The sequence below is a fragment of the Pigmentiphaga sp. H8 genome (genome assembly GCF_003854895.1).
Lineage (GTDB): Bacteria > Pseudomonadota > Gammaproteobacteria > Burkholderiales > Burkholderiaceae_B > Pigmentiphaga.
The window spans coordinates 189,398-205,150 of record NZ_CP033966.1 but is presented as its reverse complement, the minus strand read 5'-3'; the positions used below and the strand labels follow the sequence as shown (position 1 = coordinate 205,150).

Annotated in this window: 18 protein-coding genes; 14 read left to right on the top strand and 4 right to left on the bottom strand. The window is 67.5% G+C overall.

Annotated elements, in window-relative coordinates; genetic code table 11:
* Positions 1 to 8 precede the first annotated feature (8 nt).
* From EGT29_RS00995 to EGT29_RS00965, 7 genes are all read left to right on the top strand, one after another.
* Positions 9 to 1,001 carry a ketopantoate reductase family protein gene (locus EGT29_RS00995; RefSeq protein ID WP_124687278.1) on the top strand — a complete coding sequence of 331 codons (993 nt, stop codon included), beginning with the start codon at positions 9 to 11 and terminating at the stop codon, positions 999 to 1,001.
* A gap of 125 nt (positions 1,002 to 1,126) precedes the next feature.
* Positions 1,127 to 1,996: a fumarate hydratase gene (locus EGT29_RS00990; RefSeq protein WP_124687277.1), complete on the top strand. Its 870-nt coding sequence runs from the start codon at positions 1,127 to 1,129 to the stop codon at positions 1,994 to 1,996.
* Between the two features lie 20 nt (positions 1,997 to 2,016).
* Complete coding sequence (locus tag EGT29_RS00985; protein WP_238160254.1) at positions 2,017 to 2,646, top strand: fumarate hydratase C-terminal domain-containing protein; 630 nt, start codon at positions 2,017 to 2,019, stop codon at positions 2,644 to 2,646.
* A 39-nt stretch (positions 2,647 to 2,685) separates the two neighbouring features.
* Positions 2,686 to 3,666, top strand: a complete 981-nt coding sequence (locus tag EGT29_RS00980; protein ID WP_124687276.1) for a tripartite tricarboxylate transporter substrate binding protein — start codon at positions 2,686 to 2,688, stop codon at positions 3,664 to 3,666.
* Between the two features lie 144 nt (positions 3,667 to 3,810).
* Positions 3,811 to 4,431 (top strand): flavin reductase family protein, encoded by a 621-nt coding sequence (locus EGT29_RS00975; RefSeq protein WP_124687275.1) that lies wholly within the window; start codon positions 3,811 to 3,813, stop codon positions 4,429 to 4,431.
* 131 nt (positions 4,432 to 4,562) lie between these two features.
* A complete protein-coding gene (locus tag EGT29_RS00970; RefSeq protein WP_124687274.1) occupies positions 4,563 to 5,318 on the top strand; it encodes an HpcH/HpaI aldolase/citrate lyase family protein in 756 nt (251 codons plus the stop codon).
* A gap of 31 nt (positions 5,319 to 5,349) precedes the next feature.
* On the top strand, positions 5,350 to 6,213 hold the full coding sequence (locus EGT29_RS00965; RefSeq protein ID WP_124687273.1) for a hypothetical protein: 864 nt from the start codon (positions 5,350 to 5,352) through the stop codon (positions 6,211 to 6,213).
* On the opposite strand, the gene EGT29_RS00960 is transcribed toward EGT29_RS00965, so the two are convergent.
* Both EGT29_RS00960 and EGT29_RS00955 read right to left on the bottom strand, forming a co-directional pair.
* Positions 6,210 to 6,977 carry a DNA-binding transcriptional regulator gene (locus EGT29_RS00960; RefSeq protein WP_124687272.1) on the bottom strand — a complete coding sequence of 256 codons (768 nt, stop codon included), beginning with the start codon at positions 6,975 to 6,977 and terminating at the stop codon, positions 6,210 to 6,212. The genes EGT29_RS00965 and EGT29_RS00960 overlap by 4 nt on opposite strands.
* Before the next feature lie 82 nt (positions 6,978 to 7,059).
* Entirely contained in the window at positions 7,060 to 8,013 is a 954-nt protein-coding gene (locus tag EGT29_RS00955) for an amidohydrolase (RefSeq protein ID WP_124687271.1), read from the bottom strand.
* 197 nt (positions 8,014 to 8,210) lie between these two features.
* Here EGT29_RS00955 and EGT29_RS00950 point away from each other — a divergent pair, with 197 nt between their 5' ends.
* From EGT29_RS00950 to bfr, 5 genes are all read left to right on the top strand, one after another.
* Complete coding sequence (locus EGT29_RS00950; protein ID WP_161567646.1) at positions 8,211 to 8,876, top strand: TetR/AcrR family transcriptional regulator; 666 nt, start codon at positions 8,211 to 8,213, stop codon at positions 8,874 to 8,876.
* Positions 8,877 to 8,893: 17 nt separating this feature from the next.
* Entirely contained in the window at positions 8,894 to 9,679 is a 786-nt protein-coding gene (locus tag EGT29_RS00945) for a cyclase family protein (RefSeq protein WP_124687269.1), read from the top strand.
* A gap of 47 nt (positions 9,680 to 9,726) precedes the next feature.
* Positions 9,727 to 10,701, top strand: coding sequence for a tripartite tricarboxylate transporter substrate binding protein (locus EGT29_RS00940; protein ID WP_124687268.1), 975 nt, complete (start codon positions 9,727 to 9,729; stop codon positions 10,699 to 10,701).
* Positions 10,702 to 10,827: 126 nt separating this feature from the next.
* A complete protein-coding gene (locus EGT29_RS00935; protein WP_124687267.1) occupies positions 10,828 to 11,133 on the top strand; it encodes a bacterioferritin-associated ferredoxin in 306 nt (101 codons plus the stop codon).
* Positions 11,134 to 11,529: 396 nt separating this feature from the next.
* The gene (gene bfr, locus EGT29_RS00930; RefSeq protein ID WP_124687266.1) at positions 11,530 to 12,006 is read left to right on the top strand and encodes a bacterioferritin; all 477 of its coding nucleotides are present in this window, start codon (positions 11,530 to 11,532) and stop codon (positions 12,004 to 12,006) included.
* A gap of 49 nt (positions 12,007 to 12,055) precedes the next feature.
* Here bfr and EGT29_RS00925 read toward each other — a convergent pair whose 3' ends face one another.
* Positions 12,056 to 12,682: a hypothetical protein gene (locus tag EGT29_RS00925; protein WP_124687265.1), complete on the bottom strand. Its 627-nt coding sequence runs from the start codon at positions 12,680 to 12,682 to the stop codon at positions 12,056 to 12,058.
* 60 nt (positions 12,683 to 12,742) lie between these two features.
* Complete coding sequence (locus EGT29_RS00920) at positions 12,743 to 14,368, bottom strand: peptide chain release factor 3 (RefSeq protein ID WP_124687264.1); 1,626 nt, start codon at positions 14,366 to 14,368, stop codon at positions 12,743 to 12,745.
* A gap of 204 nt (positions 14,369 to 14,572) precedes the next feature.
* On the opposite strand from EGT29_RS00920, the gene EGT29_RS00915 reads away from it, so the two are divergent.
* Both EGT29_RS00915 and EGT29_RS00910 read left to right on the top strand, forming a co-directional pair.
* Positions 14,573 to 14,974: an antitoxin Xre-like helix-turn-helix domain-containing protein gene (locus EGT29_RS00915; protein ID WP_124687263.1), complete on the top strand. Its 402-nt coding sequence runs from the start codon at positions 14,573 to 14,575 to the stop codon at positions 14,972 to 14,974.
* Complete coding sequence (locus EGT29_RS00910; RefSeq protein ID WP_124687262.1) at positions 14,971 to 15,696, top strand: RES family NAD+ phosphorylase; 726 nt, start codon at positions 14,971 to 14,973, stop codon at positions 15,694 to 15,696. The genes EGT29_RS00915 and EGT29_RS00910 overlap by 4 nt, the downstream gene beginning before the upstream one ends.
* Positions 15,697 to 15,753 lie beyond the last annotated feature (57 nt).

The window sequence follows — 15,753 nt, the reverse complement described above, 5'->3', positions numbered from 1 at the left end:
GGAAGACCATGACCGATCACCCCCGTATCTGCATCGTCGGCGCCGGCGCGATAGGCGGCTTCGTCGCCGGACGCCTGGCCCAGGCCGGCAACGACGTGTCCCTGCTGGCCCGCGGCCGCACGCTGGAGGCCCTGCGCCGGCACGGCCAGCGGCTCGATTCCGCGGGCGAGCTGGTGGCCTCGCCGGTCCGGGCCAGCGACGACGCCCGGGCGCTGGGTCCGCAGGACATCGTCGTCATTACCGTCAAGGCACCGGCCCTGCCTGAGATCGCACGGGCCATCCGTCCCCTGATCGGCGCCGATACGGTCGTGATCCCGGCCTTGAACGGCATTCCCTGGTGGTTCTTCCTGGACGCCGGCCTGCCCCTGGGCGGCACCCGGCTGCGCAGCGTCGACCCGGACGCGGGCATCGAGGCCAACTTGCCCGTGGACCAGGTGCTGGGCGCCGTGGTCTTCGCCTCGGCCTCCACGCCCGAGCCCGGCCTGACCCGCCACGCCTCGGGCAACCGCATCGTGCTGGGCGAGCCCAGGGGCGGATCGAGCGAACGCGCCCGCGCCGTGGCCGCGCTGTTCACGCAGGCAGGCTTCGATGCGCCGGCCAGCGAGAACGTGCGCGCCGACATCTGGACCAAGCTGCTGGGCAATGCCTGCTTCAACCCGGCCAGCCTGCTGACCGGCGCCTACACCGACGACATGATCGACGATGCGCGCCTGCATGGCATGTTCGTGGCCATGATGGACGAGGCGCTGGCCCTGGGCACCCGGCTCGGGTTGCCGGCCCAGGTCGAGTCGCGCGCCCGGATCGCCTTCACCCGGGGACTGGGCCACATCAAGACCTCGATGCTGCAGGACGTCGAGGCCGGGCGGCCGGTGGAAATCGACAGCATCCTGGGCGCGCTGGTCGAGACCGCCGCGGCGGCGGGATTCCCCACCCCCACCCTGGACACCGTCTACGCCCTGGCCCGCATGCGCGCCCGGGCCCTGGGGCTGTATCCGGGCTGAGCCAGCCTATCCGCCAACTTTTCTATAGGCGAAAAGCACCAAAACATCGCTTGTACCGCCGCCGCCCCCGCCGCATCCTGCCAGCCTAGCGTAAGCACGGAGAGCCGGCGCACGGCGGCAATGCGATGTCCATTTCCAGCGAAACCATCAGGTCGGTCACCTCGTCCCTGTACGAGTGGTCCCTGAAGAAAGTCCCGGACGACACCAAGCGGGTGCTCGCCCAGGCGCAGCAGCGCGAAACGGTCCAGCTGGGCAAGCAGACGCTGCGCATCATGCTCGAAAGCGCCGAGGCGGCCGAGTCCGAAAGCCACCTGGTCTGTTCGGACGTGGGCGTGCCCACCTACATGATCCGCGTGGGCACGGGCGTCAGCTTCTCGGGCAACGTCCGCCAGGCCATCGTCGACGGCTTCGCCGACCTGGTCGCGCGCGCCGATCCGCCCATCCTGAAGATGGTGACCAATCCGCTGACCCTGCAGCGCAGCTACGAGGGCAAGAACATGCCCCTGGTCACCTTCGACATGATCGACGGCGCGGACTACATGGAAATCGTCTGTGCGCCCAAGGCCATGGGCACGGGCCGGTGGGAAGCCATCGAGACCTTCGTCTACCCGTCGCTGGAGACCATCGAGAAGTACGTGCTCGACACCGTGCTCAAAGCCGGGTCGCAGCCCTGTCCGCCCATCGTCGTGGGCGTGGGCATAGGCGGCACCTTCGACTACGCGGCCAAGATGGCCAAGGAATGCGTCTTGCGCCCCTTCGGCCAGACCAACCCCGAGCCCGTGCTGGCGGCCATGGAGCAGCGGCTGCTCAAGGCCATCAACGACACCGGCTTCGGCCCCATGGGCACGGGCGGCGACACCACCGCCATGGCGGTGCACATCGATTACTCGGCCAGCCACGGCTTCATGCCGGTGGCCGTGGCCTTCAACTGCTGGATCAACCGGCGCACCTGTGCCCGCATCTACCAGGACGGCACGGTCGAGCGCCTGGCATAGCCGCAACGGAGACGAGCATCGTGAACACCCATCGGCTGACCCTGCCGGCAAGCGCGCAAGACATCGCCCGCATCCAGGCCGGCGACCTGGTCTATCTGACCGGCGACATCGTCGTCACCATCGGCCTGCCCACCCACCAGCGCATGATCGACTACGCCCGCGAGGGCAAGCCGCTGCCGGTGGACGTGCACGGCGGCGCCTTCCTGCACCTGAGCTCGTACAACCGCGAAAGCGACGCGCCCTCCGGCTACGAGGCGCTGTACATGAACCCCACCACCAGCACGCGCTACGACGCGCTCATGCCGACGCTGATCCGGGCCTACGGCCTGCGCATCGTGGGCGGCAAGGGCGGCCTGGGCGAGGAAAGCGTAGAGGCCATGCGCGAAACAGGCTGCATCTACCTGTCCTTCCTGGGAGGCGGCTGCACGCTGCTGGCGCGCGCGATCCAGGAAGTCGTGTCCGTGCACTGGGAAGACTACATCTCGCAATTCCGCCTGGTGACCTTGCGCGTCAAGCACCTGGGCCCCGCCACGGTGGGCATCGACGCCCACGGCAACAGCCTCTACCGACAGTTGCGCGAAAACGTGCAGCAGCGGCTGCCTGGCATTCTCGAAGAACTCGACCAGCACCGCGCGGATTCCACGCACTGAGTGCGGCAACCTTCTTCACGACGAAAGATCGGAGACCCCATGAAAAACCATAGCCTTCTCGCCTGCGCCACCGCCATCCTGGCCCTGGGCGCCACCACCGCCCAGGCCAAGGACGCCGCCGCGTCGTGGCCCACCCGGCCCGTGCGGCTGGTCGTACCGTTCCCGGCCGGCGGCAGCACCGACGTGGTCGCGCGCCTGATCGCCGAACGGCTGGGCCAGAAACTCGGCCAGCAGTTCGTCGTCGACAACCGTCCGGGCGCGGCGGGCAACATCGGCACCGACCAGGTCGCCAAGGCCAACCCCGACGGCTACACGCTCACGCTGACGACCTCGGGCCCGCTGGCCAACAACAAGTACCTGTACAAGTCCATGCCGTACGATCCGGCCAAGGACCTGACCCCCATCGTGCTGGTGGGCGAGATCCCGCTGGTGATCGTGTCCACCGACAAGACCCCGGCCAAGAACCTGAAGGAATTCATCGCGCTGGCCAAGGCCGCGCCGGGCAAGTATTCCATCGGCAACCCGGGCAACGGCACCATTGGCCACCTGGCCTATGAACTGCTGCGCCACAACACCAAGACCGACTTCCTGGGCGTTCCGTACAAGGGCGACACGCCGGCCATGACCGACCTGCTGGGCGGCTCCATCCAGGCCATCGTCGCGCCCATCACGGCCTTCATCCCGCAGATCCAGAGCGGCAAGATGAACGGCCTGGCGGTAACGTCCAAGAAGCGCTTCCCCGGCACGCCCGAGGTGCCCACCGCGGTCGAGCAGGGCTTCGACGTCGAGGCCTCGGTCTGGTTCGCCGTGGCGGGCCCCGCCGGCATGCCCCGTCCCATCGTCGACAAGCTCAACCGCGAGATCAACCTCGTGCTGAACTCGCCCGAGGGCCGGGCCAAGCTCGAGCAGTTCGGCGCGGTCGTGGGCGGCGGTTCGCCCGAGCAGCTGGATTCGCTGATGAAGATCGAAAGCGCGAAGTGGAAGCGGATCATCGAACAGGCCAATATCAAATTGGACTAGCCCCCCTACGCGCTCCGCGCGCCCCCCACAGGGGGGCGGCACTGGCGGACCGGCAAAGCCGGATCCGCTGTGCCCTGGGTCTTGTGAGTTCTTCTTGGATTGGGGCACGGGTTTTCGGGGAGGTTCCTCCCCATGGAGTTTTGAATGAGCGGTTTCGTTACGTTGAAGACCGAGGGCATGAGCACCGAGGAGGCCTATCGGCTGATCGTGGGCTGCGTGACGCCCCGGCCGGTGGCGTGGATCACCACGCAGGATGAATCGGGGCGGGTCAATGCCGCGCCGTTCAGCTCGTACAACTATGTGGCGCACAGCCCGCCGATGCTGGCGGTGAACATCGGCTCGCGCAAGGGAGAGCTCAAGGACACCGCGCGCAACATCGTCGAGACGCGCGAGTTCGTGGTGAACGTGGCCACGGAAGCCACGCTGGAGCTGATGCATGCGTCGGGCGCGGATTACCCGCCCGAGATCGGCGAGCCCGAGACGCTGGGCATCGAGCTGGCGCCCAGCACGGTGGTGCGGCCGCCGCGCATTCCCGCCACCCCGATCCAGATGGAATGCCGGCTCGAGCACGTGCTGCCGCTGGGCCGGGGCCTGAACACGCTGTATATCGGCGAAGTGGTGGCCTTCCACCTGTCCGAGGCCATCTTCAACGGCCGGCACATCGATGCCGTGGCGATGCGGCCCATCGCCCGGCTGGGCGGACCGTACTACGCGGGGCTGGGCGAGATCTTCCATCGGCCGATGCTGCAGGCGCCGCCTATCTGATCCCCCCTACGCGCTTCGCGCGCCTCCCGGGGGGCGGCACTGGCGGACCGGCGGAGCCGGATCCGCTGTGCCCTGGAAACCAACGGGCTAGCGGGGTTAGGGGTTCTTAATTTTGTGACAAGGGAATATTGATGACGAGTTCATCTGCTGATTTCAGCCGGTCGGTGCAGGCCGGGACGTTCATCAAGACGGTGTCGCCGCACGTGGTGGAGATACTGGGGACGACGGCGCTGGATTTCGGGGTGCTGGATGCCGAGCATGCGCCGTTCGACCGGGTGGCGCTGGACTTGATGATGATGGCGGGACGGGCCGCGCGGCTGCCGCTTTTCGTGCGGGTGGCCGACTACGAAGCCTCGACCATCCTGTCGACGCTGGACCTGGGCGCCGCGGGCATCGTGGTGCCGCACGTCGATAGCGCCGAGCAGGCGGAACTGATCGTTTCGCGCGCCCGCTACAAAGGCGGCGTGCGAGGTTTTTCCAGTTCGCCGCGAGCCGCCGGCTACGGGACCATGACCTACAAGCAGGCCCAGGAAGCGGGCGACCAGACGCTGGTGATGTGCCAGATCGAAAGCGTCGAGGGCCTGGCCAACGTGGAAAGCATCGCCGCCGTTCCCGGCGTGGGCGGACTGTTCGTGGGCCGCGCCGACCTGGCCTTGTCCATGGGCGAGGAAGGCTCGCGCAGTCCGGCGGTGCTGGAAGCCACCGCCCGCATCGTGCGCGCGGCCCTGGCCGCCGGCAAGATCGCCGCGATGTTCGTGGCCAATGCCGCGGAACGCGACGAATTCGCCGCCCAAGGCGTGACCTGGTTCGTGATCGGATCCGACCAATCCCTGCTGCGCCAGGGCGCGCAATCGGTTGCCGTGTCAGGCAACCGGTCGCACGGCTGACGCGGCACCCTCTCATGCAAAGGTGAAGTCCATGACTGTCCAACAACCACGGTCCGCGACCTATGCCGCGCACTACGACACCGCTCCGCAGCAACAGGAAGCCGGCGCGCGCACCTGGCTGACCCGGGGCGCCAATTTCGTCGTCGCCGTCTCGCAGGTCGAAGCGGGCGCCGTGCTGGCGCGCGACGCCAACCCCGACGAATACTTCGTCTTCGTGCACAGCGGCGGCGCGCGCATCCAGGCGGGCGCCGAGCAGATCGACGCCGCCCCCGAGACCGTGACCATCGTTCCCCCGGGCGCGAGCCGTGTCGAAGCCACGGCCGCCGGCACCATCGTGCGCGTGTTCTCCCATCGCGCCGCCGACCTGGCGCAGGCCTCGGTCAACCAGGCCATCTACGCCGATGGCGCGCCCGAAGTCGCGCCGCTGGTACCCTGGCCCGATCCGCCCGCCGGCTTCAAGCTGCGCCATTACGTGCTGGCCGAGCACGTGCGGCCCGACAGCAACATGCGCATCTTCCGCAGCACCAACCTGATGGTCAATTTCCTGGCCAAGCGCCTGGTGCCGCGCGACGTGCACAAGCTCAGCCCGCACACCCACGCCGACTTCGAACAGGCCTCGCTGGCGATCCAGGGCACCTACGCGCATCACCTGCGCTGGCCGTGGACGCCGGACATGGACATGTGGAAGGAAGACGAGCACGTCGAGATCGGCAGCCCGTCCGTCACGGTCATCCCGGCGAAGGTGCTGCACACCAGCCGCAACGTCAGCCAGGGCGACTGCTGGCTGATCGACATCTTCGGCCCGCCGCGCGTGGACTTCTCCAGCAAGCCCGGCCTGGTCTGCAACGCGGACGAGTACCCCATGCCCGCGTCCGTCGCCGCCGCAGCGGCCTAGAGCCTGGCGAGGTCTTCCGAGATGCCTCGGGAGACCTCCTGCAACGGTTCCAGGTAGCGTTCGACGACCTGCTCGTTGGTCAGCGTGGACGCGAACCACGTCATGCCGAACGAGGCCACCACGTGCTTGCCGTCGAACACCGGCACCGCCAGGGTGCCGGACACCGGGCGCACGGCGGGGTCGCGCAGCGCATAGCCCTGCGCGCGCGTGAGTTCGATCATTCCCCGCACCGCCTCCTGGTCACGCGCCGGCTGGTCCTCGGGGTTTTTCGATTGCCGCAGCAGCGCGAGTATGGTCTCGCGCTCATCCTCTTCGCAAAAGGCCAGGTAGGCGCGCCCGATGGCGCGGCTGACCAGGCTCAGCCGCATGTTGATGGTGGAGTGCAGCAGCGACAGCGGTGAATGGGGAATGGTGCTGTAGCGCACCACCATCGCATCGGTGTCGAACACCGCGATGGCCAGCGGCCACTTGATGGCCTCGGTCAGCGCGTCCAGGCGCGGCTGGGCCGCTTCGACGATGCGCGGTTCGCTGTGATAGCCCGACGACAGCGTGTTGACCAGCGACGTCAGGTAATACGCTCCGTACTGCGGCGCATGGCGCACCAGCCCCTTGGAGGCAAGCGATTCCAGCAGGCGTATCAGCGACGGCTTGGGGATGCCCGTCTGCTTGTGCAGGACGTCCAGGGTCGAGACCGGCTGGCGGTTCAGGGCCTGCAGCAGCTCGATGGTGCGGACAACGGCTTGGACGGGCGGAAAGGAAGGCACGCGGACCTCCGTACGGAAAGGGCGCCGGCCGGCGATTATCGCATCGCCGGATGCGCGCTTGCGTACGGCGGTCCTGGGGAAATCAGCGCCGGGCGCCGCCCTTCACGAACACGCGCTTGCCGGTATCGTGCCAGACCGCGCGCTTTTCCTCGTCGTTCAGCAGGACCGAGGCATCCAGCATGCGCTGGACCATTTCCTTGTAGGTGCCCGACGAGGTGCCGATGTCCGAGCCCCACATGATGCGGTCGGCGCCGAACAGGTCGACCGCGCGGCGCAGCACCTGTTCGGCCGGCACGTCGGCCTCGCGGTACTCGTCCAGGTTGATCGAGGTGAACTTGAAGAAGATGTTCTGCTCGTGCGCCAGCTTCTCGAAGCGCTCGTCCAGGCCGAAGTGTTCCTCGGTGGCCTCGGGCTCCAGCAGGTGGTCCAGCACGATGCGCACGTTCGGGTAACGGCGGGCCAGTTCGATGATGGTCGGCACCGACGGACCGCCGCCGCCCACGGCCAGCACTTCCAGGTCGATGACCAGGCCGAATTCCTCGGCCACGTCCCAGGTCTTGAGCGCCTGGGGCGAGTTCAGCCACGGCATGCTGCCGTCGGGCTGGCGGCCGCCGAACAGGCGCACGCCGGCCAGGCCGTTCTTCTCGATGTAGCTGCGCACCAGGCCCGGCGTGCCGGCGTCCTCGGCGTCCAGGATGACCACCGCCGAGAAGATCTCGGGATGGGCGTCGGACGAATCCAGGATGTAGCTGTTGTCGTAGCGATAGATCATGCGCTTTTGCACGGCCACCGCGCCGTCGACGTTCTCTTCCTGCATCCAGACCAGCATGCGGGCCACGTCGGGCACTTCGTTGATCGGATTCGGACCGTGCTTGCCGCCCGGCTTGCCGATCACGCCCGGGGCGCGCGGCGGCGCGTCGGCGGCGCGCCTCATGGGATTGCGCGGATAGCGCACCTGGTCATCCGCCACCAGGTGAGCGTGCGAATCGAACAGTAGCGGGCGGGCGGCCGACGGGGCTTGCGTGTCTTGGGTCATATCCAGCTCTACGTGTTTACAGCTGGGACTTTATCGCCAGGCAGGGCGGTCCGCACCCGATATTCTCGAACTTTTCGGTGGTCGAAAACTTGGTGATCGGCTGGGTTTTCCCTCGATTCAAACAAAAATTTCAAAAAACTGATTCAAATTTTCGTTTGAATCGCCCATACTGCGCCCGACTACCCCGGAACCCCATCGTGAACCTGCTCGACGACGACACCTCCACCCGCTCCCGCATCGTGCTGGCCGCCCTGCGCATCTTCGCCACGCGGGGATTCGAGGCCGCCTCGCTGCGCGAGATCACCTCCGCCGCCCAGGTGAACATCGCCGCCATCCACTATCACTTCGGCTCCAAGGACGCCCTGGTACAGGAAGTCCTGCGCGTCGTGTCCGAGCCCATCAACCGCATGCGGCGCGAGGCCCTGGCCCGGGTGCCGGCGCACCGCGAACCCACCATGGAAGAAGTGGTGGAGGCGCTGATCGCGCCGCCCGTGCGCCTGAGCTTCGACGCCACCGGCGAATGGCGGCTGTTGATCCGGCTGCTGATCCAGGCCCGGGCCCTGCCGCGCGCCAGCACCAACGCCGCCATCTTCGAACAGTACGACGCGCTGGCATCCGACTTCGTCGACGCCCTGATGGGCGCCCAGCCCGCGCTGGGCCGCGAGGAAGCCTACTGGCGCTACGCCTTCGCCATCGGCGCCATGATGTACATCGTCAGCGACGCCGACGAGACCTACCACCGCCTGCACCGCATCTCCGGCGGACTGTGCGACACCGACGACCCCGAGCGCATCGTCGCCCAGCTCGTCGCCTTCATCGCCGCCGGCATGCGGGCAGCCGCCCCGGCCGGCACGCCGCTCTGACCTTCCGGATACACGCCATGACCCGCCGCATCATCGACCTGTCGGTCGCCCTTGAAGACAAGCCCACTTCGCCGGCGCACCACCGCCCCCAGATCAGCTACGTCGACCACGACCAGTCCTGGGAACTGTTCTCCAAGCTCTTTCCCGGCATCGGGCCCGACGACCTGCCCGAGGGCAAGGCCTGGGCCGTGGAGCGGGTATCGCTGTCGACCCACGCCGGCACCCACATGGACGCGCCGTGGCACTACCACCCCACGACCGACCACGCGCTGCAGGAAGGCGGCCGGCCGGCGCCGGGCATCGACGAAGTGCCGCTGGACTGGTGCCTGAAGCCCGGCGTGAAGCTCGACTTCCGCCACATGGAAGCCGGCTACGTGGTCACGCCCGGCGACATTCAGGCCGAATTGAAGCGCATCGGCCATACCCTTGAACCGCTGGACATCGTCGTGGCCAACACCCGCGCCGGCGCCCGCTACGGCCAGGAGGACTACTGGGAAAGCGCCTGCGGCTTCGGCCGCGCCGCCACGCTCTGGCTGCTGGAGCAGGGCGTGCGGGTGGTCGGCACCGACTCCTACAGCTGGGACCCCGCGTTCAAGTTCGTGGTCGAGCGCTACGCGCGCGACGGCGACCCCGCCATCATCTGGGAAGGCCACAAGGCGGGGCGCGACATCGGCTACTTCCAGATGGAGAAGCTGACCAACCTGGACCAGTTGCCGTCCCACGGTTTCACCATCAGTTGCTTTCCCATCAAGATCAAGCACGGATCGGCCGGCTGGTGCCGCACCGTCGCCATTCTCGACTGACGCGCGGGGCGCCGCGCCCCGTCCAAGACAACGATCGGAGACATCCCATGCCCTTCCTGCCCTACGCCCGCCTGGGCGCCGCACTCGCACTGGCCGCCTGCGCGCTGCCCGCCGCCGCGCAGGCGCCGGCCTCGTACCCCGAGCGCCCCGTCCACATCGTCGTGCCGTTCCCGCCGGGCGGCATCGTCGACAACGTCACGCGCAACCTGGGCGCGCGCCTGTCGGCCGCGCTGGGCCAGACTTTCATCGTCGAGAACAAGGCCGGGGCCGGCGGCTCCATCGGCGCGGCCCACGTGGCCAAGGCCGCCCCGGATGGCTACACCCTGCTGGCCGCCTTCGACACCCACGCCGTCAATCCCCTGCTGTACAAGCTCAGCTTCGATTCCGACAAGGACCTGGCGCCGGTCGCGCTGATCGGCACCTCGCCGCTGATCCTGGTCGTCCATCCCTCGGTGCCGGCCCGCACCGTGCCCGAGCTGGTCGCGCTGGCCAAGGCCCGGCCCGACGCGCTGAACTACGCCTCCACCGGCGCCGGCAGCTCCAACCAGTTGACCGCGGAACTGTTCAAGGCCACCGCCGGCGTGGAAATGAACCATGTGCCCTACAAGGGCGGCGCGCCCGCGATCACGGACGTGCTGGGCGGCCGGGTGCAGGTCATGTTCGTCAGCGCCAGCTCGGTGCTGGCCCACATCAAGGCCGGCAAGATGCGGGCCCTGGCGGTCACCACCCGGGAACGGATCCCCGCGCTGCCCGACGTGCCGTCCATCAGCCAGTTCTACCCCGATTTCGAGGCCCGATCGTGGATAGGGCTGCTGGCACCGGCCGGCACCCCTGCCGCCATCGTTTCCCGCCTGAACACCGAGGTCTACCGCGCCTTGCGGACGCCCGAAATGCAGACCTTCTTCGATGCCCAGGCGATCCAGCCCGGCAGCGGATCGCCCGAGCAATTCGGCGCATTTTTGCGAAACGAGACCAAAAAGTGGGGCGAAATCATCAAAAAACAGAACATCCGGGTGGAATGAGGCCCCCGGGAAACCCGCGTGGTACAAGACCCACGGCAATGGCTTGCAAGTTTTGAGAATATTATCAATAATTAATCTCATTACGACGTCTACTGCGGTGCCACCGCGCCGCAACCGAGTCCTGCCATGTACGTTTGTGTCTGCAACGCCATCACCGAACGCCAGATCCGCAGCAGTGTGGAATCCGGCTCCACCACCCTGGCCGACCTGCAATTCGACCTGGGCGTGGCGACCTGCTGCGGCTCTTGCGCCGACACCGCCTGCCAGTACCTGCCGGCGGGCGCCAGCGCTTGCGAACACGCCTACGAAGCGTCCATCTCGGCGGCCAACGGCCACACGCAAGCCACCGAACTGCCCCCGCCCCGCGCCACGACGCGCCGCTTCCCCATCCACGTCGTCGCTGCCGGCGCCGGCGCCGCCAAGGCGGCGTAGGGGTCCCCCCCTACGCCCTTCGGGCGCCCCCCAGGGGGCGAAACCGGCGGACTGGCAAAGCCAGATCCGCGGTTTCCTGGGTCTAGTACCTGTTTCTTGGCACGTCACACTGTTGCTACCGCTGGCAGCCAGCGATAGCAACGGAGCCACACCCCAAGATAACGGTACTAGACCCAGGATGCGGTGGATCCGGCTCCGCCGGTCCACCCGCATCGCCCCCTTGAGGGGGCCCGCGTAAGCGGGTAGGGGGTGGGCTTTCCTTGCGCGCGTCAGCGCGTAGGGGGGATCATTATCATTGTCACTTTCCTAGGCCGTTACGGGCGGACGTACGGCCTGCTTGCTTAGCATCAACAATGCTAACCTTGCGGAATCCATGAATTCTGCAGGGGAAAGAACATGAAAGGCGACAAGACCGTCATCCAGTTCCTGAACAAGCAGCTCACCAACGAGCTGACCGCCATCAACCAGTACTTCCTGCATGCGCGCATGCTCAAGCACTGGGGCCTGGGCAAGATGGGCAAGCACGAGTACGACGAGTCCATCGAGGAAATGAAGCACGCCGACCGCCTGATCCAGCGCATCTTCATGCTGGACGGCCTGCCCAACCTGCAAGACCTGCACAAGCTGCTGATCGGCGAGAACGTCCCGGAAATCCTGGAATGCGACCTGAAGCTGGAGTTGTCCTCGCAGGTCGTGCTGAAGGAAGCCATCGCCCACTGTGAGACCGTGCGCGACTATGTCTCGCGCGATCTGTTGCAGGACATCCTGGACGATACCGAGGAACACATCGACCATCTGGAAACCCAGATCGGCCTGGTGGACCAGGTCGGCATCCAGAACTACCTGCAATCGCAGATGGAAGAGCAGGGCTGACCGGCTCCCGCCTTCGCAAAAAAAGCCCCGCGTCGCGGGGCTTTTTCTTTCAGTTGTTGCCCGTGGCCGGGCACTCGGCCACGCGGCCCCAGCGGTTGTCGGTGTTGCAGTACTTCCAGCGGGCCTTCTCGTTGCAGATGACCCGGCCGACGACGCCCTGGGAGGCGCAGCGCGCCAGTTCGGCCCGCAGCGACTGGATCCATGGCTCCCCGCCGCCCGCCGCGTCGGCATTGGCGCCGGCCACCACGGTGGCGACCTGCTGCGAGGGCGGCTCGACGATGATGCGCGGGGACTGGACCGGCGTGGTCTCGGACAGGTGGGCGGGCAGGGGGCTGCCGGGATTCACCGCCTGCATGTCGGGGGCGATGGTCGACAGCACGGTATCGGGCTGGGGCTGGTCCGCCGCGGACACCAGCGGGATGGGCGCGCTCGGCTGCACCGGCCGCGACGGCACGCCGCGCGAGCCGTCCACCCGGGGTTGCGGGGGTTCGGGCAGGTAGGTTTCCTGGTCCACGGCCGCCACCGGCGCTTCGCCGGGCCGCCCCTGGGCCACGGGCACGGGGGCCTCGGCCGCGCGGTCGACGGGAGCGTTCCAGGACAGCCAGAGCCCGAACAGCACCCCCACCACCACGACCATCGCCACGAAGGCCAGGCCCATCAAAATGCGGTTACGCATGTGTGTACACCTCTTCACTGTGACCGGCGGCCATGCCGGTCCCCATGCCTGGGCGGGCCGTCAGGCGAAAGCCGAATCGCCCACCCGGGTCTGGAATACCTGTCCTCCGTGCTCGCGCAGGGCATGGAACTGCACGTTGGGATAAAGCTCTTGCGCCACCCGCAACTGCGCCGACGATCCGATCAGGAACGCGGGCGCCTCGACCACATCGTAGGCGATGTGCTGCATGTTGGCGTCCATGAACTTCTTCAGGTCCTTGGGGTTCTCGGCGGTGATCCAGCGCGCCATGGAATAGCGCGACGGCAGCATGCGCGCGGCCACCCCGTATTCGGTCTTGAGCCGGTGCGCCACGACCTCGAACTGCAGTTGGCCGACGGCGCCCAGCAGCAGCGGGCCGCCGGCCACGGGGCGGAACACCTGGATCGCGCCTTCCTCGCCCAGCTGGGTCAGGCCCGTGCGCAGCTGCTTGGTGCGCAGCGGATCGGCCACTTCCACCGCCTGGAACAGTTCCGGCGCGAAGAAAGGCAGCCCGGTGAACTGCAGCGCCTCGCCTTCGGTCAGCACGTCGCCCAGTTGCAGCACGCCATGGTTGGGAATGCCGATGACGTCGCCGGCATAGGCCTCGTCCAGCAACTCGCGTCGCTGGGACAGGAACGAAACGACGTTGTTGGGCCGCGTTTCCTTGCCGGTGCGGCACACCTTCAACCGCATGCCGCGCTCGAAGCGGCCCGAACAGACGCGCACGAAAGCCACGCGGTCGCGATGGGCCGGATCCATGTTGGCCTGTACCTTGAAGACCACGCCGGTGAACTTCGGTTCCTCGGGCTTGACCTCGCGCTGCAGCGCGTGGCGCGGGCCGGGGGCGGGCGCGTGCTCGACCAGGGCGTCCAGCACTTCCTGCACGCCGAAGTTGTTGATGGCCGAGCCGAAGAACACGGGCGTCTGCTTGCCGGCCAGGAACTGGGCCTGGTCGAACGGCGGCGCCGCACCGTCGATCAGGTCGATCTCGCCACGCGCCTGCTCGAACGCCGAGCCGAAGCGGCTGGCGATCTCGGGATTGTCCAGCCCGTCGATAATTTCGTCGTGCTGTTCGCTCAGCCTGTCGCTGCCGGCCTTGAACACCCGCATCCGGTCGCGGCGGATGTCGAACACACCGCCGAAGGACTTGCCCATGCCGACCGGCCACGCGAACGGCACGGCATCCATGCCCAGGTGGGATTCGATCTCGGACAGCAGTTCCAGCGGCTCGCGCACCTCGCGGTCCATCTTGTTGACGAAGGTGATGATGGGCGTATTGCGCGCCCGGCACACCTGCAACAGCCGGATGGTCTGCGGCTCGACGCCGTTGGCCGCGTCGATCACCATCAGCGCAGCGTCCACGGCCGTCAGCACGCGGTAGGTGTCTTCCGAGAAGTCCTGGTGCCCTGGCGTGTCGAGCAGGTTGATGACGGTATCGCGGTATTCGATCTGCATGACCGAGGACGCCACCGAGATGCCCCGCTGTTTCTCGATCTCCATCCAGTCGGACGAAGCGTGCCGCGACGCCTTCCGTGCCTTGACGCTACCGGCGATCTGGATCGCACCGGCGAACAGCAGCAGCTTTTCGGTCAGCGTGGTCTTCCCCGCGTCGGGGTGGGAAATAATGGCGAAGGTGCGTCGCCGGGCGACTTCGGTGGCTATGGTCATCGCGGGGAATTTTAACCGCAGACGCGAACCGGCGCTTGTACCGCCCGGCCATGCTCTCACCCCGCCAGCAGGAGCTTGAGCCGAGGCCCGGCTGACCGCCGGATCCCGCACGGGGGCTGCGGCCGGTTTGTCTTATTTGAGATTATATGTTGAAATAAGTCTCACATAGGACTACCCTGGGAGAAAACCCCCGGGACGAGCATCATGGTCATCGCCGCTTCCAAGACGCCCGAACTCTCCAGCCAGCCGGCTGCCGCCGCCGCGCTGCGCGCGTTCTTCCGCATCGCCCAGGCGTGGCAGCTCAACGCCGAGGAATCCGCCACGCTGCTGGGCGTCCCCCGCTCCACCATGTTCCGCTGGAAGAACAACCCGCCGGCGCCGCTGCCGCGCGACGTGCTGGAACGCCTGTCGCTGGTGTTCGGCATCTACAAGGCGCTGCAGGTATTGCTGCCGGTGCCCGAATTGGCCGACGCCTGGCCGCGCAAACCCAACGACGCGCCGCCGTTCGGCGGCCACCCCGCCCTGAAATTCATGCTGAGCGGCATGACCAGCGATCTCTACGTGGTGCGCAGCTACCTCGACGCCCAGCGCGGAGGATGGACATGACGCACCTGGCCGAAGGCGCCGCCGCGCCTGTCGCCGAACCCCCGCCTGTCGGCGAGGTGCGCTGGGCGCCTTGCCACCGGCTGGTGCCCAGCCGCTTTCCGCCCACCGGCCTGTACGACCGGGTGGCCGATCCCGCCGATCTCGACGTGGTGTTCGCGATAGAAAACCTCACCAATCCCCGCGTGCGGGACGAAGCCGGCAACCTGCGCCTGGTGCCGGAGGAAGATCGGATCTCGGGCCCGGGGACCACACCCATCATGGCGGCCTTCACCCATCTGAATCCGGCCGGCAGCCGCTTCTCGGACGGCAGCTGGGGGGTGTATTACGCCGGGGAAAGCCTGGAGACCGCGGTGGCCGAGACCATGCACCATCGCGCCCGCTTCCTGGCCGCCACGCGCGAGCCGGCCCTGGAAATCGACATGCGCCACTACCTGGCGGACCTGTCCGCGCCGCTGCACGACCTGCGCGGCCTGCGGCCCGCCCTGCCGACGATCTACGATCCGGACGACTACGCGGCCAGCCAGGCGCTGGCCCGCCAGCTCCGGCTCGCAGGCAGCTGGGGCGTGGCCTACGACAGCGTGCGGCGCCCCGGCGGCCAGTGCGCCGCCGTGTTCCGCCCGCGCGGCCTGACCCGCTGCCGCCAGTCCCAGCACATCGCCTTCATCTGGGACGGTCACCGCATGAGCGGGTGGTATTCCAAGTCGGCATTGCGGTCGGTCTGATTTTTCAAGCCTCGTCCGCCGGGCGAGGCACCCCACCCGATCCTTGCCCAGCCTTGT